Below are 18,884 nucleotides of genomic sequence, written 5' to 3'. Positions count from 1 at the left end.
TAACATGCTTCGCAAAGAGAATCTTGAAAGAATTGTAAGTGAAGAAGGATGCCAGTTAAGAATGAATCGGAGCATTCAAGCTGAAGGTTCTTTTGGAGAAATCAAACAAGATATGAGATTTCGTAGATATCTAAGTAAAGGTAAAAGAAATGTTTTGGCTGAAAGTATTCTATTAGCAATGGCACATAACATAAATAAGCTACATAATAAGATTCAGTCAGATAGAACTGGAACACACCTTTTTTGACTAAAAAAAGGTGCCTAAATTTAAAATATTAAAACTCTACAAGTCAAAAAAGCCTTAATACTAAAGGCTTATTAAAGTGTGCCATTTTTAAATTATTAAGCTTATAGGCGATGAACTATCATTAAATTTTCTATAAAACACAAAAAAATGCTGCCGCGTTAGTATAAATTTTTATGATAATGCGACAGCCCCTTAATAATTCATCTTTAAAAATAATATATAAAAATAACTTTAGTTAATCAACAGTTAACTTTTGCATAAAAAGTATACTATTAATCCGTTGAGAGTTTTAAATTTATGCATTAATATTTAACTAAAGGAAGTGATAAATATGAATTACATTAACATTGCAAAAATTATAAAAGAAAAAAGAAAGGAAAAAGGTATCACTCAGGAAGAACTTGCAAATTATTTATCTATATCTAAACCAGCAGTTTCTAAGTGGGAATCTGGGCAAAGCTATCCAGATATTACGATTTTACCGATTTTAGCTTCTTTCTTTGGAATTACAGTAGATGATTTAATAGGCTATGAACCACAACTTTCAAAAGAGGAAGTGGCTAATCTATATAAAAAATTAAGTTCTTCTATTTCTAAAGATAATTTTGAGGAAGTATTTAATGAATGTGAAGAATATGCTAAAAAATATTATTCTTGTTGGATATTACAAGAGATATTGGCACAACTTTACCTAAACTATTCTATGTATTCTAAAAATCCTAATAGTATTTTAGAGAATGCATTAAATAAATGTGTGTTAGTATCGGAGAATAGTAAAAATAATACTCTTGTTAGAGAAAGTATAGCTATGCAAGCTACTTGTTATTTAGTTATGAATAAACCTTCTGAAGTTATTAATTTATTAGAAGATTTAATAGAAACACCTATAGCTTTTGAGGTATTACTATCATCAGCTTATTTTGCTATGGGTGAGAATAAGAAAGGTCATTATCAGCTTCAAAAATTACTATACAATAATACACTAGAATCCTTACAAGTTTTAATACAAATGATGACTCAATCAATGGATAATACTGAAAAGTTTTATGATTACTTTAAAAAAGCAGTGGCTTTAGGAAATGTTTTTGATATACCTAATATTCATCCTGCCATATTTGTATCACTTTATTTTACAGCAGCTAATGGTTTTATAACTCAAAATAAAAAGGAATTAGCACTTGATACTTTAGAAGAAGCTTTAAAAGGAGTTCAAACTTTAAACTCTCTAAACTTCGAATTAAAGGGAAATGAATTCTTTGATTTAATAGATAACTACTTTGAAGAATTTACTTTAGGAAAAAGTGCACCTAGAAACAAGTCAATTATTATAGATAGTTTTAAAGAGTTTATTTTAAATAATCCTTTATTTGAAGCTTTAAAATCTGAACCTAGATATTTAAATATTATAGATCAATTAAAACATTTATAGAAAGAAGGAAGCAAAATGGAGGTTTTAAAAGAGTATTGGATTTATTTAATGCCACTTATAATAATTCAATTAGTTTTATGTGTATTAGCCATAGTTCATATTTTAAAGCATAATCATTATAAAATAGGCAACAGAGCAATTTGGATAATAGTAGCTTTATTTATTAATATAATTGGTCCTATACTATATTTCACAATTGGAAAAGGTGATGACAATGGAGAAAGTTGAGATTTTAAAAGTTAATAATTTAAAAAAGAGCTTTAAAGATAACATAATACTAGATGATTTAAGTTGCTCTGTAAAACAAGGTGAAGTGTTTGGATTTCTTGGAAAGAATGGGGCAGGTAAAACTACCACAATGAAAATGATTCTTGGATTTTTAAAACCAAACTCAGGAAGTATTAAAGTATGTGGGGAGTTAGTATCCTTTGGAAATACAAAAACAAATAAAAATATCGGATATTTACCTGATGTTCCCGAATTTTACGGATATATGACACCTTTAGAATATTTAAACTTATGTGGAGAAATATCAGGTGTTGATAAAAAGAAAATAAAAGAGAAATCTATAGAGTTATTGGAACTGGTGGGGTTAAATAATTTAAATAGAAAAATTAGTGGGTTTTCTAGAGGAATGAAACAGAGACTTGGAATAGCTCAAGCACTTATCAATGAACCTAAACTCTTAATATGTGATGAGCCCACATCGGCTTTAGATCCTGTTGGAAGAAAAGAAATATTAGATATTCTTCAGTGTATAAAGGGAGATACTACAATTGTTTTCTCAACTCATATTTTATCAGATGTAGAAAGAATTTGTGACACCATAGGGGTTTTAGATAAAGGCAAAATGGTTTTACAAGGTAAGTTACAAGAGATTAAAAAAGACTATAGACAAGATAAGATTCTTATACAAAGTAACACTATTTCAGGATTAAGGAAATTAGAAGAACATATAATTTTAGATTCTAATGTAATAAAAGTTGATTTAGATAAAAACACCATGATTATTACTTTAAAGGATTTAGAAAATACAAGTATGGGAATTCTAAACTTTATAATAAGTAATAAAATTCCTTTGTTAAAATATGAAGTTTGTGAACCTTCTTTAGAGAGCATGTTTTTGGAGGTTATATCATGAAAAAATTTATAGCTTTTACTAAAAAAGAAATTCTTGAACAAATAAGAACATATAAAGTATTAATATTCCTATGTGTATTTTTCTTTATAGGATTTCTAAGTCCCTTAACAGCCAAATTATCACCGGAGATTTTTAAAAGCTTAGAATCTGGAGGAATTAAAATAACTATACCTACACCAACTTTTTATGATGCTTATATGCAGCTATTTAAAAACATAACACAAATGGGGTCAATTTTACTATTACTTATATTTAGTGGAAATATCTCAAATGAACTATCAAAAGGAACACTGATTAATCTTTTATCTAAAGGACTTTCTAGAAATATAATAATACTATCTAAATTTTTTAGTTCTATAATTTTATGGACAATTGGACTTATTATTTCAGTTATAATCAATTGGATATACACATTATTTTTGTTTGGAAGTTATAATTCCAGTGGTCTTTTATTATCTTCATTTTGTATTTGGATATTTGGAGTATTTCTATTAAGTCTTATAATATTTTCAAATATTTTAATTAGAGGAATTTATGGAGGATTATTATTGGTGGTATCTACTTTAGGTACATTATTTCTCTTAAATATAATTAATAGCTTTAAAAAGTTTAATCCTATATTTTTAGTAACTAACAATTTAGAAATTATGAAGAATAATTCGTGGACAAGTTGTATAAATAGTTTATGTATAACTGTTTTCTTAACTTTATTATGTGTAGGAGTTTCCCTTATTATATTTAATAAAAAACAAATTTAAGATATGGTTTTGCATGAAAGTGCAAAAATGTATTAGTAAGAAATCAAAGTTTCTCTACTAATACATTTTTTTATTTTATAAAATATTTTAAAGTAATATTATAAGGTATTATAGAATATAAGCAAAATTAAATATATAATAAAGTTAGAATATTTGGTAAGAAGAGGTGATTTTATGGAGAAAATAAAGAGGCTGAATGGAATTCCTGAGATATATATTGAACCAGCAGAAGGTACAGATGAATGGTATGTAGGTGTTAATGATAATGGTTGTGATTTGTATGAGGTAGAAGAAATATTTAAAGAAGAACATTATTTTCAAGGAACGGAATGTTATTTAATTCATTATCCAGATGGGGAAGTTTATAAACCTTTTAATACACAAGCAAATGTATATGTTAATAAGCCTATTTGGGATAATGGAAAATTTGGAATTTTAGTAGTGGATTTTAATTTAAAAAAAATTTTTATATACCACTATTTACCCGAAAGTAATAAACTAAAAGAAATTGCTGAAATACCGTTATCAACTGTGAAGGATTGTTATAATTTAATTTTAGATTCTTCTCCTTTGATTTTGGGAAGGTCGGAGAATAATGGCATATATGAAATTGTATGGCCAGTAAAAAAAGAAATTCAAATTGAAGATACGGAAACTCTATTATACAGGGATGAGGATGTCCTTTATTTTTCACAATGGGTTGAAGACCCAGAATATCATGAATATATTATTAAGCGTGATATGAAAACTGGAAAAGTGTTAGAGAAAGTTTCAGGAATGCTTTATAAAATGCCTAACGGAACAATTTGGAAGGTATAAAGGGTTAATTAGATCTTCTCTTTTTGCTAATAAATTGTAAAAAGAATTAACTAAAGCACCGTATTTAGAATATGTATATGTTAAAGGCAATATAAATTTTAGACATTCTAAGTATAAACTTTTAGTAAATGAAAAGAAAAATACAGGAGTTTTTCAACTTAAGCCAGATATAGTTATTGCAAAATGTGGAATAGAGAGTATAATAATTGATACAAAGTGGAAATCGATATCTAGTTTATATAATAGACATGGAGTTAAAAGAGAAGATTTTTATCAAATGTATGCTTATCTTACTAGATATCCTAATGTTGAAACAGTTGTATTATCATATCCTTATAATGATAGAGTAGATAATGCTAATGAATGTTTGGAATCTTGGGTTCTAGAACATGATAGAAATAAAAAAATCAAGGTATATTCAGTTAATCTTGAAAATGAAAAATCAACTATAAAATCATTGAAAAATTTTATTAAAGATATAAATATTAATTCTAAAGTTTATTTATAGAAAATTTTAAAATTGATATCTCAATATTCTGTAAATTATGATATAATGTTATAAACTATTATAGCTTATTAATATAGTAGCTTTTTAAAATTTTATATAAGAAATACAGTTATATAATTTAAAAAGGAGATAATAAAATGATAGTTAGAAAGGCTGAAAAAGATGATGTTTATGATATATCAAAAATTCATGTAGATACTTGGAAAAGTGCTTATAAAAATATAATTGCTAATGAATATCTTGGAAATAGATCTTATGATAAACAGGTAGACAAGTGGAATAAAAGGCTTTTTCAAAATGAAGATACAAAAGAATTTATGCTTCTTGCAGAGGATGAAAATGGACAAGTTATTGGATTTTCTTCTGCATCCATTAACGAAGAAGGAAGTGAATTTGATAGCACATTATATACGTTATATGTTCGTCAAGATTATCAGAAAAAGGGTATTGGGAAATTATTAGTAAAGGAAGTAGCTTCAAAATTGCAAAGTTTAGGTGCTGAGAGTATGATTTTATGGACCTTCGCTAAAAATGATGCTAGTAACTTTTATAAACATATAGGTGGTATAAAAGATAAAAATAAGATAGTTAATATAGGTGGTATAAATATGGTGGAAATTTCTTATGTCTGGGAAGATATAAGTACTTTAATATAAATAATAAAAGGGAAGTAGCTACTATGTATAGTGGTTGCTTCCTTTCTTAGTTTATAAAAAATTATATAAATTTAAACTAAATTTCATAGTAAAAGATGAGAAATAAATTGGCCTAAAACAACACCAATAAGACTTAAAAATAGATTTAAACTGATGTTAATAACACCTAATATATAGCTTCCATTATTAAAAAGTGTTACAGTTTCATAACTAAAAGTTGAGAATGTGGTAAGTCCACCCATAACGCCCGTTGTTAAAAATAGTTTTAGATTTGGAGATATTAAATTTTTATTCATACTTAAGCCCATTATAAGCCCAATAAGAAAACCACCTAAAATATTAACTATTAAGGTTCCATATGGTAGTTTAGTTCCTAAAAGCTTAGTTGAGGTATTTGAAATAAGATAACGTATTAAAGCACCTAAAAATCCACCAATACCTACATAAAAAAGTTTTTGCATAAAAAATCCCTCCTAAAAAATAACGACTCCTACCTTAAAAAGTAGGAGTCGTTAGCATAAGCAGTTTAAGGTGAACCCCATCACCTATAAAAATTATATTCCATAAAATGAAAAATGTGAATACAATTCAGAGAAATTTTACGTTAAAAATAATACTCTTAAAGTCCTGATTCTTTAAATTGATGTTCCATAAATTCATTTAGTTTGTGTAATGATTTTTTCAATAAGCCTAATAATAAAAATACAACACAGAAAATTAGTAATGCAGAAATATTTTTCATAACATCACTCCAAAGAGGACCTGCTATTGCTTCTCTAAATCCGTTAATGGCATATGTAAATGGCCATAGTGGCTGTAAAATGCCGAAGATTTTAGGGTTTGTTTGTATTGGATAAATACCAGCAGAACCAGCTATTTGGAATACCATAATAACTACTGCAACGGCTTTACCAATGTTACCTAATAAAGATACTAAGGTAAATATCATAATGGTAAATGTAAGAGAAGTAAGCAATGCTATACCTATCATTAACATCATATTTTGAGGATGTACTCCCAATACTAGTTTATCTCCTATTGTAACTATTAAAGTTTGAATACAAGATAGGAACATAAATAATAGCATTTTTCCAAAGTGTCTTTGAAGGAAGTTTATTTTTTCTCCATCTATATATTCTTCAGATTCCACAGAAAGTAAAGCAGAGGCTAGTAATACACCAACCCAAATACCTAATACTGTATAGAATGGTGTTAAAGCCACTCCAAATATACCAGCATCATATACTTCAGTTTCTTTAACTTCTATTGGAGAAGATATAAAGTTTGATACCATATTAGGATTTTTCTTTAATAAAGTAACTATTTTATCTAAGTTATTACCATTTAAGTCTTTAGTTTTATCCTTTAATTTTTCTAATTGCTTTTGGAAATCCTCTAACTTAGTTATTAATTTTTTAGCTTCATTAGATGCAAGTGAAGTATTTGCAGAACCAAAAGTATTAAGCGCTGTTAATTGAGGAACTAATGATTTACTAGCTTCCAATATGGAATTTGCTACATCTGTACCTTCAGCTAAATTATTAGAAATATTGTTTATAGTAGGTAATAAGCTAGAATAAAGCATATTATAAGTATTATTTACTCTACTGTATATTTGATTATTAACATCTAAAGCAGCATTTATAAGTTTATTTACATTGTCTTTATTATCTTTTAAATTATTTTTATTTATTAAGTCTTCAATATGACTTAGTTTATTTGATTCATCTTTTAATAAAGATTGTACATTCTTCGCTGAATCTATAAAACCTTGAATAACTAAACTAGGTTTAACTTTATTTAGAGCTTGTAATGCTGCTACAAAATTATTTAATGTTGAATTTAATGAATTTATATTTTGCTCTATTTTACTTATAAGCTGTTTTTGATCACCAACAGAAATAGTGCTGTTATTTATAGATTTAAGACTTTGAATTAAGGAATTAATTTGATCGTTAATACCTTGCATTCTTATAGCATCATTTTTAAAGTCATTTGCTAAGTTGTTGATACTTTGTCTAGTTGCAAAAATTAATGATTTATTAGCTTCTGTTGTGTTTTGTAAACTAGTTATCTGTTCAGTTATTTTAGGTAGATTATTTTGAACATCATTTAAAAACTTTGATAAACTTTCAGCATTAGAATTTGCATCATTTATATGTTTTTTTACATCATCTAAGTTTTTCTTTGCAGAATCAACACAATCTTTTAATTGAATAATTTGTGGTTTATTGATCTGTAATTCTCCACCTAATTTATTTAAATAATTAAAAGCTTCCTTATTAACTGTAGATACAAAATTAGTTTTTATTTCATCAGTTAATTTATTTTTTGCTACATTAGTTATCTTTGTAGCAATAGCATTTAATTTTTCATTTGCTCTATAAGTTATATTTGGTTTAATAGGATTAGAAGTTGTTAAACTTGTAAGCTTACTTGAAAAGTCATTAGGGATTTCAATTAATGCATAATATTTTCCCTCATTAAGACCGTAATTAGCCTGCCAAGCATCTACAATATTCCAATTTATAGATTTATTCTTCTTTAATTGCTTTACTACTTCATTTCCTACATTAATAGTTTTTCCTTTTAATGTGGTACCTTCATCATTATTTATAACGGCAACAGGTAAATTTCCTGTGTTAGCATATGGATTCCAACATGCTTTTATATTAACCCAAGCATATAGCGATGGAAGTAGACATAATCCACAAAATATTATAATTGCCGCCCAATTTTTAGATATGTTTCTCAAATCGTTTATAAAAACTTTAAATACTTTTTTCATACGTTCACCTCTCTGATTTTAGAGTAATTAATGTTATTTGAAGAACTTTATTCTGATATACCTGATTCTTCAAACTTAGTTTCAAATTTATCTACTAGAGGATGTAACGGAGTTTTTAGGAAATAGCCTAGTAATATAAAGATTATAGCAAAAGCAAATAATGCTAGAAAATCTACTAAAACCTTACTAGCAAGAGGTCCAGCTACAGCTTCTCTAAATCCATTTACTGCATATGTAAATGGGAATAAAGGTTGTAATATTCTAAAGAATAATGGATCAACTTGTATAGGATAACTTCCACCACAACCTGCAATTTGAATAACTAATAGAATAATTGCTAGTGCCTTACCAACGTTACGTAATAATGAAACTAAGGTATAAACTATAACAGAGAAAGTAAAAGATGATACTATAGCTAGGGATAATAAGAGTAATACATTTGAAGTTTGTACACCTAATAATACTTTATCTCCTAATGCAACTATAAATCCTTGCACCATAGCTATAAATGTAAAGAACATCATTTTACCAAAGTACTGTTCTTTTAATGTTATATTTTCACTACCTTCAAATTCTGCAATATCAGTTTTAAATAATGAAGTTAATATTAAAGCACCAACCCATAATGAAAGTGTCGTATAAATTGGAGCCATTCCAGAACCATAGTTTTCTATTTTGTATATGGATTCTTCTTTTAAGTTAAATGGCTTTGCAACAAAATCACCTACTAATTCTGGTTTACTTTGAAGTATTGATACAATTTTGCTTAAATCAGTATCATCTACTTTTTTTAGTTCAGTGCTTAACTTTCCAATAAGTCCTTTAAATTCTTGAAGCTTTAAATTTAAGTTTTTAGCTGTATCTGCAGTAAGTTTACTTCCTGTAGATGATGAGTTTAATAGATTATCTATTTGAGTAAATACTCCTTCAGAACATTTTAAAATTGAGGAAGCACTTTCAGTTGAATTTACTAAACCATTTGTTACATTATTTAAAGCAGGTTTTACATTTGATGTATACATTCTCATTGTGTTAGATATTTGATTTTGTACATCATTTGCATAGTTATTTATTGAATTTAATGTATTTTTACTTAATCCATTAGTTGTACTAATATTTGATTGAAGATCATTTAAATGTTTTTTTTCTTCGGTTAAAGAACTCTTAATTTTATTTAAAGATAATATCATATCTGATATATTTTTATCTAACTTATTAATATGTTGTAAGTAGTCCACAAGGGATGTAATACTACCTATTATAGAATCTATTCCTGTACTTGTTTCAAATATAATATTGTTTGAAGTTGATAAAATAGTATCTCCAGTAGAATTGTTTAAAGTTGCAATTAAATTTTTAGTTCTACTATTTTCAGATTGAATTTGATTTAAAATCAATTGAGTGTTATCAAAAGATTTATTTAAGTCATTTTGAATATTAGTAATTAATCCTTTGGTATTAATTGACTGTTGTTCAATTCCTTTTAATCCATTACTCATTAAAGGCATGGACTTTTTTAAATCTGTTGTAAATTGATTTAAGTTAGTTGCATGATTACTAACACTTTCTAAGACATTATTAACTAAAGACATATTATTATTTAATTCTATGATACCTTTTTTTAACTTCAAAAGACTATCTTTGTTAGAGTCAGCTTTTTTACCTGCATTATTTAAGGAAGAAAAAACTGTTTTATTTACTGTGTCTATAAAATTAGAAGTTATATTGTTTACAATTTCATTCTTAGCAACTCCTGTTATTTTACCTGCAACTGGATTAGATTTTGTATTAACTTTATAAGTTATAGTAGGTTTTGTTGGTACATCCTTATCTAGAATACTAGTTAAATTTTTTGAAAAATCTTCTGGAATTTCAATCATGGCATAATATGTACCGTTTACTACACCCATATTGGCATCTTTGGAATTTACAAATTTCCAATCCAACACGTTATTTTTCTTTAATTCAGTAATAACCTCACTGCCTACATTTATTTTCTTACCTTTTACTGATACCTCTTTGTCATTATTTACTACGGCTATAGGAACAGTACTGGTGTTTTCGTAGGGGTTCCAGCAAGCAGCGATATTTATCCAAGCATAAAGAGAAGGAAGAAAACAAACTCCTAATACTATTAAAAGTGTTATTGGATTTTTCTTTATACTTTTAAGGTCTCGCTTAAAAATTTTTAAAACGTTTTTCATATATTCACCTCTGACAACTAAATTTAATGTCTACACTATAGTCTATCAAATAAAATGTCGAATTAAAATAAAAAATACACAATAACACACATTGTTTACAAATCTGAAATATTTTTTTAAAACATATAAAGTATTTAAAATAAACTTATTATGTAGAACTCTATAATATAAGTTTATCTTACTAATAATAAACGTGTTTAAAATGTTATAAATACATTAGAAATTTAAAAATATCAGTGTATGCTATAAAAGGCACTAATGTAAAATCCCCAAGATATAGAAAAATTGAATTATAGCACTTTATAGTATTTAACAAGTGAATAAATAAGCTCCTAACAATCGCAATTTTCAATTAATATTGTTAAGTTAAACACTACATGATAAATTTATATGGGATTTAAAAAATGTAGAATAATGAAAAAAAGGGGAAAGCAATGGGGAAGAAAGTAAAAACTTTAATAACAACTTTAGCATTAACTATGTTTATTAGTGGAAATGTACTTAATGTTCCATTAGTTAGAGCAGAAAATATTCTAGGTAAAGATGAACTAATAAACATAACAAGAAAAAAAGCATTAGAAAAAGAACTTAGTTTAACAAAAACTAATGATGTATCAAAAGAAGAGGTTAACAATGTAGATATGAAAAATTATGCTAAAAAGCATAATAATAAGATTAGAGTAACAATAGAAACTTATGATGGAATCTTTAATAACAGGAAATCTGTAGAGAAAAAAGTTGAAAAAGATGTTCATGCTAAGGTGAAACATGAATTTAAAAATCTTATAAATGGATTTAGTACAGAAATTAATCAAAAGGATTTGGAAAAGATTAAAAAGATTCCTGGTGTTAAAAAAATTAGACCAGTTAGAATGTATAAACCAACAATGAATTATGCAAAAGAATTATGTGAAGTAACTAATGTTTGGAAAGAATGTAATTATAAGGGAGAAGGAATAGTTATATCTATTATAGATACGGGTATAGATTATACTCATAAAGATATGAAGTTAACTAATCCTTTAAGAGCTAAAATAAAAAAGGGAGATATTAAACCTACATATCCTGGTAAATTCTTTACTAATAAAATACCTTATGGATATAATTTTGCAGATAAAAATCAAGATGTTGTAGATAGAACTAGTAGTTTACATGGAATACATGTTGCAGGGATTGCAGGTGCAAATGGAGATACAAAAGATATAACTGAAAATAAAGCTATAAAAGGTGTTGCCCCAGAAGCACAATTACTTGCAATGAAGGTATTCTCAAATAACCCAGAGAAAGGTGCAGAAGGTGCATTTAGTGACGATATAGTAGCAGCAATAGAAGATTCGGTTGAAAAAGGTGCAGATATAATTAATTTAAGTTTAGGAGCAGATGGAGGATTTGTAGATGAAAATGACCCAGAACAAATTGCTATAAAGAAGGCTACTGAAAAAGGAGTAATAGTGGTTGCTGCTGCAGGGAATGCTTCTTTTTCATCAAAGAAAGAAGATGGGTCAAAAGTAAAAGATGTTGTGGATACAGAACTTTTAGATAATCCGGGTCTAGGTAAGGAATCAATACAAGTTGCCGCCAGTGAAAATATTAAAGATATAAAAAATGTAATTGAGTATTGCAAAGGTGGACAAGACTATAAAATTCCATATATATCATCAGAAATAAATCCTATAAAAATATTTAAACCACAGCAAGAGGTAGAGCTTATAGATTGTGGATATGGTAGAAAATATAAAGAGGATAAAGATAACATAGAAGCAGATGATTTTAAAGAGAAAGACCTAAAGGGTAAAATAGCACTTATAAAAAGAGGAAAAAATCATTTTGAACAAAAAGCTAAAAACGCCCAAAGAGAAGGTGCAGTAGGAGTTATTATTTATAATAAAGATAGTGATGAAGAATATGTACCTATGCTACTTAGTGATAAAATAACTATTCCGTGTGTATTTACTACTAATTTTTATGGAAAAGAATTAACAAATTTAGCAAAAGAAAATATAAAAATAAAATTTACAGATGAAATAGTGGTTTTAGATAATTTGAAAGGTGAAAAAATGGCAGAGTTTTCTTCATGGGGTCCAACACCAAATTTGGATTTTAAACCTGAAATTACAGCACCAGGTGGGAAAATTTTTTCAACTATAAATAATAATAAATATACAACATATAGTGGAACATCTATGGCAACACCTTATATTTCTGGTTCAGTAGCATTAATAAAACAAGCTTTAAAAAATGATAATGTAAATATAAAAGATTCAGAATTATCTAGATATATAAAAAATAATATGATTAATACGGCTAAGGTACTATTAGATGGAACTATACCATATTCTCCAAGATGTCAGGGTGGTGGATTAGTACAAGTAGATAAGGCAATAAAGAATAGAGTTTTAATAACTAATGATGAAGATCAAAATTCAGCTGTGTCTTTAAGGGAAATATCAAGAATTAAAAGATTCAATTTAACTTTGACTAATTATGGAGATAAAGATACAAAATATACTATAAATGGTAATAGTGTTTATACAGAACAAAAAGATAAGCCATGTGAACAAAAAATAGAAGGTGCTAAATTAAGTTTTTCAAGAAAAGAAGTTACGTTAAAAGCACACAGTACTGCAAATATTAAGGTTAAATTAACAATTCCTTATAAATTTAAGAAAAATAATTTTGTAGAAGGTTTTATTAGCTTTGATTCTAAAGTAAAAGGGGTTCCCTCATTATCTGTGCCTTATATAGGGTTTTATGGAAATTGGGGTGAACCACAAAATATAGATAGACCTATTTGGGAAAATCATAGATTTAAAGGATCAGGAATTGCAAGTAATTTATTTTTCTTTAATACACTTATAGGAAAAACAAAGGATGATAAAAGTGAAAAAATAGTAATTGATCCTAGTGAAATAGCATTTTCACCAGATGGTGATGGATTTTATGATCATGCTATTCCTAATTTGTGTATTTTTAGAAACTTGAAAGAACTTAAAGTTGATATTTTAGATAAAAATAAGAAATTCTTAAAAACCTGTGGATATAAAAATAATGTACACAAAAGTAGTGAATGTAGTGAAAAAGGCAGAGAAATGTTAGTATCTTTAGCATGGGACGGAAAGATTTATGATAAAAAAACTGGAAAAAATATAATCGCTCCTGATGGACAATATTATATGAGAGTTACAAGTAAAGCTGTGGCTAAAAATGCTAAACTTCAAAGTTTTGATATGCCGGTTAAGGTAGATGCTACAAAACCAGACGTATCCATAATATCATCTGACCATACTGATACAGAGAAATATACTTTAAAATGGACAGCCTCAGATAAAGGTGTTGGATTAAAAAAACCTGATAAAGATAAAATTATTAGTGAACCTGAAGTTTATATAGATGGAGTTGAAGTAGAAAATCCAAACTTTAAGGAAAAAGATAGAGTATTTAGTTGCGATTTAGATTTAGAAAAAGGAACTAGAATAATAAGCTTAATAGTTAATGATAATATATTAAATACTCAAGTAATTCAAAAAGAAATAGCTGTTGGAAAGAAACCGGAAGGAATAAAAGATGTTCTTTTAAATTATAATGAAGGCTCTGTAATTACCAATGAATACATGGATGGAGATAAATATTTATTTGGAGGATTGGTTTCAGTTAGAGTAGATAAAGTAACTGTAAATGATGTAGAGGCAGAACTAAATAGAGAGGAAAAGTGGTTTTCTGCTAAGGTGGATCTTAAAGAAGGTCCTAATACTTTAAAGGTTAAGGCATATAATAAAGAAGGGGAAATCTTATTTAATAAGAAAGTTAATATAATAGCTCATATAACTCCTCCTAAAATGGATCTTCTAACTGAAGAAAAAATTATTTTATCTGAAGAAAAAAACATATATGGAGTTATTAACACCAATAAAAATAAACTAAAAATTAAAGGAAAAGTTGATAAAAAAGAAGTGGAAAAGGTATCTTTAAATTATGATGACATAACTTTAAATGATGATGGAACTTTTGAAAAATATGTGGAATTATCTCAAGGTATTAATCAAGTTGAAATAGTAGCTAAAACATCTATTGGAACGGTTAATAGGAAAAATATCAAAGTTATAGCAGATTATAAAGAAGAAAAACTTAAACTAAAACTTGAAAATTATGATATCACTAAAAATAAGTATGAATTATTAGAACCTAATAGTTTCTTCGGAGCTGGTGGAAGTTCTGAATTAAAAATAAAAGTTACTACTAATAAGGCTATAAGAAAAATAAAACTTAATAAAGAAGATATGCATGAAGAAAATATAATGGAGTATACTAAGAGTATTTTCTTAAAACAGGGAATAAATAAAATAATGTTATATGTTGAAGATAACGATGGAAATATAGCTGCAGATTATGCTGTTTTTGTATATTACGATAGTGAAAAACCAGTAATAAGATTATCCAGTCCTAATATTATAAATGGTAAGATTTATACTAATAAAAATTTTATTACATTAAAAGGTGATGTAGCAGATAATACTTTAGGATATAAATTTAGTATAAATGGAGAGCAGATTTTAAATATAGAACAAAATGCAGACTTTGGATTAGAAAAAAGTAGAAGAAGTTTTACAAAAAGAATTAAAGTTAAAAATGGAGATTTTATACAATTATATGCAAAAGATGTGTGTTTAAATGAAACTTCTCAAGTATATGAGGTAGTTGTGGGCAAGTGATATTTGGAGGGATTATAATTTATAAAAAGAAAGCATAAGCTAAAAAAAATTATAAAAAAATACAAAGAAATTTTTAAAATGGATGATTTTTAAGTAGCACTTAAGTAGATTAGCTAAAAATTGGACATATAATTAAAAAAGAGATATTATATTAACTCAATATCTCTTTTTTTCTTTGTAAGATTCACTTACAATAGACATAAGTAATATTAGTACATTATGTCATATTACTTGTGGTAAATTAAAATAAAAAAGGGGAGTTCTATATGAATGGGTGTAATTACAAAGATAAAGATGACTTTTTAAAGGAAGTAAATAAACGAGCAGAATTATTTATAAATGAATTTAATGAGATTGCTGAAGAAAATAAAGATAAACTAGTTGATGGAGTTGACAGAACACCTGCTCAAATGATTGCCTATCAATTAGGGTGGGTGAATCTTATTCTTCATTGGGAGAAGGAAGAACAGCAAGGACATAGTGTAATTACTCCAACTCCAGACTATAAATGGAACAAGCTTGGTGGTTTATATGAAAGTTTTTATAAACAATATGATAGATATACGCTTAAAGAACTATGCAATATGTTTATAAAGGAAAAAGAACAAATTATTGAATTAATTAATAGTTATACAGATATTGAATTATTTCAACAAGGGGGAAGAAAGTGGGCATCATCAACTCCTTCTAATTGGCCAATATGGAAATGGATACATATAAATACTGTTGCACCTTTTAAGTCATTTAGATCGAAAATACGAAAGTGGAAAAAGTTACAGTAATCTATTGAATTTTTGCAACAAGTTTAATAAAAAGTAAAAAACAGCTTCAATTTGTTAATTTATAATTTTAATTAACAAATTGAAGCTGTAGCTATATCTATACTTCTCTATTGTCATTATTTTTATTTATGCTATTTAAAATTATTAGTGCTGTATCTTCTATGGCACGTTTAGTTACATCTATGGTTTTACATCCTAACCTTTTTATTATCTTATCTGCATAATCTAATTCTTCTAATATTCTAGCATCATCTGCGTATTCAATACATGAATGAGATGCATATTTTCCTATTCTATTTTTCCTTATTTCTATAAGTTCTAGAGGATTTATTTGTAATCCAAATATTTTTTTCCTATTTATTTTAAATAATGATTCAGGCACAGGTACTTCTGGAATTAGAGGAACGTTTAAGGTTTTAAGTCCTTTATTAGCAAGATACATAGAAAGAGGAGTTTTAGATGTTCTTGAAAGTCCAACTAAAACTACATCAGCATGTTCTATACCGGAGTAATCTTTACTATCATCATATTGAATTGCAAATTCCATAGCTTCTATACGTTTATAATATTGTTCATCTACATTCCAAACGGCACCAGGATTGTATTCTGGCATTTCTCCAATAAGGCTAGAAGTTACATTCATAATAGGTCCTAAAACGTTTACTATAGCAATACCTTTTCCTATACAACGTTGAGTTAAAAACTCTCTAACATCGGCTAAGACTATAGTGGAAACTATAATAACTTTTTCTTTTGAGTCCAAAGAATCTATAAATTTACTAACGGTCTCCATGGTTTTCATATAAGATATTCTTTTTACGGTGATTTTAGTTTTAAATTGACATGCGGCTGCTAAAGCAACCCTTTCTGCTGTTTCTCCAATGGAATCTGATATGGCGTACATAGTAACAGACATAATATCTCACCTCATTTTTATATTAAAAGTTTATGTAATTTTTATAATTTAAATAATTCCTAATTATTATTATAAACTGTAATCAAGTATATAGTCTATTAAAAAATTATAATTTGATTAATACTTAAATTACTTATGTTTATGATAGTTTATTCCAATTTAGAACTTAAAAAGTAAAAAACATACATGGACTTTATTCGACAATTTATGATAAAATTAAAATGTAAACAAATAATGAATTTTATATATAAAGGAGTCGAGAATGAATCTAAATAAAAATACTAGAATCTTAAAAACGAAGTGGAGTAAGTTTATAATCGCATTTATTATATTAACTATTTTAAGTACTTTTTTTGTGTCTCTTTATATTGGACTAAAATTGGTTACACCTAAAAGAGAAGAACTTAGTAAGTTACCTAAAGACTATGGTCTAGTTTACGATAATATATCCTTTAATAGTAAGTATGATAATGTTTTATTAAAGGGGTGGTGGATTCCAGCACAAAATAATGGACAAACCAAGGATAGTAAGAAAACAATTATTTTTTCACATGGATATGGAGATAGTAAAGCATTACTTGATATTTCCGTATTAAATTTAGCAAAAAAATTATGTAGTGAGGGATATAACGTATTAACATTTGATTTTAGAGCTGAAGGTGAATCAGAAGGAAAATATGTTTCATTAGGAGCTTTTGAAAAATATGATCTTTTAACAGCTGTTGATTTTGCTAAAAATAATAAGCACTCTCAAAAAATAGGACTAATTGGGTGGTCTATGGGAGCTGTAACTTCAATTTTAGCTGGAGCAGAAACAAAAAATGTACAAGCTGTTATTGCAGACAGTCCTTTTTCTAATTTAAAAGATTACCTTAAAGAAAATCTACCTTATTGGTCAAATCTTCCTAATTTTCCTTTCACAAGAATTATATTAGCTATACTTCCTAAAATAGTAAAGGTTAATATTGAAGATGTAAATACTTTAAAAGCAGTTACACATTTTACAGATAAAGATTTACTTTTAATTCATAGTAAAGATGATAAAGCTATATCTTATAAAAACAGTGAAAAGCTATATGAAACTTGTAAGGATAATAAACATATGAAATTATGGCTTACTGAAAAGGCAGATCATATAAGATCATATAATTTATATAAAGATAAGTATGAAGAGAATATATTAAAGTTTTTAAATGATAAACTTAAATAGAAACCAAACTAAAAAAGCTATTTCTTTTAGAAAGTTAATTTTCTACAAAGGAATAGCTTTTATTTTATATGCTACTAAAAATTTAGTTTCTGTTACATTATTTCATGGAACTATAGATATTATATGCTATATACAGAATATATTTTAGAAATATAAAATTTTATATATTTTAAAATTTAACATAATAACTAATTTAAGTAGTATAAATTACAAAAACATTAAATAAAATTAAAAAAATATACAAATATAGTCTTACTAAAAAATAAATTTATAAAAATCTACAAAAAACATTGAAATATTGAAATATTAATACTATAATGTGAATTGTTTGATACAAAAATTTAATATTTTATGTTTTAGGTACCTTTTATAGGTATAATAGGGAAAATGGTGAAAATCCATTACAGCCCCCGCTACTGTAGACGGTTACAACATCAAAAATCCACTGGGTGAAACTGGGAAGGATGATGAAGGACATGCCGTAAGTCAGGAGACCTGCCTAAGATATTGTACATATAAATTTCGGAGGGAAATTCAAGTGTATCACAGTAAAATAATAATTATGCTATTAATATATTATGTAGGGTAGATGTAGGTAAATCGTAATTTTTAGTATAATGGCGTATTAAGTGGTGATATAAAAAAACTTCCGTTTTGCGGAAGTTTTTTTATTTATAAATTATAATGTTTATTATAAAACTTAAGGGGGAAAAGGTT

At 26.7% G+C, this 18,884-nt stretch carries 16 protein-coding genes and 2 riboswitches; of the genes, 12 read left to right on the top strand and 4 right to left on the bottom strand.

Features of this window, described 5'->3' with window-relative positions; translation table 11 throughout:
* The 8 genes from QOZ93_RS11385 to QOZ93_RS11350 all read left to right on the top strand — a co-directional run.
* On the top strand, window positions 1-247 hold a 247-nt coding region (locus tag QOZ93_RS11385), incomplete at its 5' end, for a transposase (protein ID WP_307356577.1).
* A gap of 331 nt (window positions 248-578) precedes the next feature.
* Window positions 579-1,676: a helix-turn-helix domain-containing protein gene (locus QOZ93_RS11380; protein WP_307356575.1), complete on the top strand. Its 1,098-nt coding sequence runs from the start codon at window positions 579-581 to the stop codon at window positions 1,674-1,676.
* Between the two features lie 15 nt (window positions 1,677-1,691).
* Window positions 1,692-1,904 carry a PLD nuclease N-terminal domain-containing protein gene (locus QOZ93_RS11375; RefSeq protein WP_307356574.1) on the top strand — a complete coding sequence of 71 codons (213 nt, stop codon included), beginning with the start codon at window positions 1,692-1,694 and terminating at the stop codon, window positions 1,902-1,904.
* Entirely contained in the window at window positions 1,891-2,817 is a 927-nt protein-coding gene (locus QOZ93_RS11370) for an ABC transporter ATP-binding protein (protein ID WP_307356573.1), read from the top strand. Before QOZ93_RS11375 ends, QOZ93_RS11370 begins: the two co-directional genes overlap by 14 nt.
* Complete coding sequence (locus QOZ93_RS11365) at window positions 2,814-3,575, top strand: ABC transporter permease subunit (RefSeq protein ID WP_307356571.1); 762 nt, start codon at window positions 2,814-2,816, stop codon at window positions 3,573-3,575. The genes QOZ93_RS11370 and QOZ93_RS11365 overlap by 4 nt, the downstream gene beginning before the upstream one ends.
* Before the next feature lie 174 nt (window positions 3,576-3,749).
* Window positions 3,750-4,394 carry a hypothetical protein gene (locus QOZ93_RS11360; RefSeq protein WP_307356569.1) on the top strand — a complete coding sequence of 215 codons (645 nt, stop codon included), beginning with the start codon at window positions 3,750-3,752 and terminating at the stop codon, window positions 4,392-4,394.
* Between the two features lie 91 nt (window positions 4,395-4,485).
* A complete protein-coding gene (locus tag QOZ93_RS11355) occupies window positions 4,486-4,902 on the top strand; it encodes a 5-methylcytosine restriction system specificity protein McrC (protein ID WP_422723885.1) in 417 nt (138 codons plus the stop codon).
* Window positions 4,903-5,039: 137 nt separating this feature from the next.
* Complete coding sequence (locus QOZ93_RS11350; RefSeq protein WP_307356567.1) at window positions 5,040-5,558, top strand: GNAT family N-acetyltransferase; 519 nt, start codon at window positions 5,040-5,042, stop codon at window positions 5,556-5,558.
* A gap of 83 nt (window positions 5,559-5,641) precedes the next feature.
* Here the strand turns inward: QOZ93_RS11350 and crcB are convergent, their stop codons facing one another.
* From crcB to QOZ93_RS11335, 3 genes are all read right to left on the bottom strand, one after another.
* Complete coding sequence (gene crcB / locus QOZ93_RS11345) at window positions 5,642-6,019, bottom strand: fluoride efflux transporter CrcB (RefSeq protein ID WP_307356565.1); 378 nt, start codon at window positions 6,017-6,019, stop codon at window positions 5,642-5,644.
* Window positions 6,020-6,054: 35 nt separating this feature from the next.
* Window positions 6,055-6,113, bottom strand: a riboswitch (Fluoride riboswitch).
* A 64-nt stretch (window positions 6,114-6,177) separates the two neighbouring features.
* Window positions 6,178-8,346, bottom strand: coding sequence for a YhgE/Pip domain-containing protein (locus QOZ93_RS11340; RefSeq protein ID WP_307356563.1), 2,169 nt, complete (start codon window positions 8,344-8,346; stop codon window positions 6,178-6,180).
* A gap of 47 nt (window positions 8,347-8,393) precedes the next feature.
* On the bottom strand, window positions 8,394-10,550 hold the full coding sequence (locus QOZ93_RS11335) for a YhgE/Pip domain-containing protein (protein WP_307356561.1): 2,157 nt from the start codon (window positions 10,548-10,550) through the stop codon (window positions 8,394-8,396).
* Window positions 10,551-10,984: 434 nt separating this feature from the next.
* Between QOZ93_RS11335 and QOZ93_RS11330 the strand changes: the two genes are divergently transcribed.
* Window positions 10,985-15,259 carry a S8 family serine peptidase gene (locus QOZ93_RS11330; protein ID WP_307356559.1) on the top strand — a complete coding sequence of 1,425 codons (4,275 nt, stop codon included), beginning with the start codon at window positions 10,985-10,987 and terminating at the stop codon, window positions 15,257-15,259.
* Window positions 15,260-15,525: 266 nt separating this feature from the next.
* Window positions 15,526-16,041: a ClbS/DfsB family four-helix bundle protein gene (locus QOZ93_RS11325; RefSeq protein ID WP_307356557.1), complete on the top strand. Its 516-nt coding sequence runs from the start codon at window positions 15,526-15,528 to the stop codon at window positions 16,039-16,041.
* A gap of 97 nt (window positions 16,042-16,138) precedes the next feature.
* Here QOZ93_RS11325 and QOZ93_RS11320 read toward each other — a convergent pair whose 3' ends face one another.
* Window positions 16,139-16,957, bottom strand: coding sequence for a pyruvate, water dikinase regulatory protein (locus tag QOZ93_RS11320; protein ID WP_307356555.1), 819 nt, complete (start codon window positions 16,955-16,957; stop codon window positions 16,139-16,141).
* Window positions 16,958-17,219: 262 nt separating this feature from the next.
* Here QOZ93_RS11320 and QOZ93_RS11315 point away from each other — a divergent pair, with 262 nt between their 5' ends.
* A complete protein-coding gene (locus QOZ93_RS11315; protein WP_307356554.1) occupies window positions 17,220-18,167 on the top strand; it encodes an alpha/beta hydrolase in 948 nt (315 codons plus the stop codon).
* Complete coding sequence (locus tag QOZ93_RS11310) at window positions 18,151-18,315, top strand: hypothetical protein (RefSeq protein WP_307356552.1); 165 nt, start codon at window positions 18,151-18,153, stop codon at window positions 18,313-18,315. The genes QOZ93_RS11315 and QOZ93_RS11310 overlap by 17 nt, the downstream gene beginning before the upstream one ends.
* 193 nt (window positions 18,316-18,508) lie before the next feature.
* Window positions 18,509-18,684, top strand: a riboswitch (cobalamin riboswitch).
* The last annotated feature ends 200 nt before the right edge of the window (window positions 18,685-18,884 follow it).

It is taken from the genome of Hathewaya limosa (assembly GCF_030815255.1).
In the GTDB taxonomy this organism is placed as follows: domain Bacteria; phylum Bacillota; class Clostridia; order Clostridiales; family Clostridiaceae; genus Hathewaya; species Hathewaya limosa.
Note: the sequence above shows the minus strand (reverse complement) of the source record. Positions and strands in the feature narration are given on the sequence as shown.

Bases quoted from the DNA above. Each gene is read 5' to 3' on its own strand.
- QOZ93_RS11350 (WP_307356567.1), top strand. From the start codon at position 5,040: ATGATAGTTAGAAAGGCTGAAAAAGATGATGTTTATGATATATCAAAA.
- QOZ93_RS11320 (WP_307356555.1), bottom strand. From the start codon at position 16,957: ATGTCTGTTACTATGTACGCCATATCAGATTCCATTGGAGAAACAGCA.
- QOZ93_RS11325 (WP_307356557.1), top strand. From the start codon at position 15,526: ATGAATGGGTGTAATTACAAAGATAAAGATGACTTTTTAAAGGAAGTA.
- QOZ93_RS11380 (WP_307356575.1), top strand. From the start codon at position 579: ATGAATTACATTAACATTGCAAAAATTATAAAAGAAAAAAGAAAGGAA.
- QOZ93_RS11310 (WP_307356552.1), top strand. From the start codon at position 18,151: ATGATAAACTTAAATAGAAACCAAACTAAAAAAGCTATTTCTTTTAGA.
- QOZ93_RS11340 (WP_307356563.1), bottom strand. From the start codon at position 8,346: ATGAAAAAAGTATTTAAAGTTTTTATAAACGATTTGAGAAACATATCT.
- QOZ93_RS11375 (WP_307356574.1), top strand. From the start codon at position 1,692: ATGGAGGTTTTAAAAGAGTATTGGATTTATTTAATGCCACTTATAATA.
- QOZ93_RS11365 (WP_307356571.1), top strand. From the start codon at position 2,814: ATGAAAAAATTTATAGCTTTTACTAAAAAAGAAATTCTTGAACAAATA.
- QOZ93_RS11335 (WP_307356561.1), bottom strand. From the start codon at position 10,550: ATGAAAAACGTTTTAAAAATTTTTAAGCGAGACCTTAAAAGTATAAAG.
- QOZ93_RS11330 (WP_307356559.1), top strand. From the start codon at position 10,985: ATGGGGAAGAAAGTAAAAACTTTAATAACAACTTTAGCATTAACTATG.
- QOZ93_RS11370 (WP_307356573.1), top strand. From the start codon at position 1,891: ATGGAGAAAGTTGAGATTTTAAAAGTTAATAATTTAAAAAAGAGCTTT.
- QOZ93_RS11360 (WP_307356569.1), top strand. From the start codon at position 3,750: ATGGAGAAAATAAAGAGGCTGAATGGAATTCCTGAGATATATATTGAA.
- QOZ93_RS11315 (WP_307356554.1), top strand. From the start codon at position 17,220: ATGAATCTAAATAAAAATACTAGAATCTTAAAAACGAAGTGGAGTAAG.
- crcB (WP_307356565.1), bottom strand. From the start codon at position 6,019: ATGCAAAAACTTTTTTATGTAGGTATTGGTGGATTTTTAGGTGCTTTA.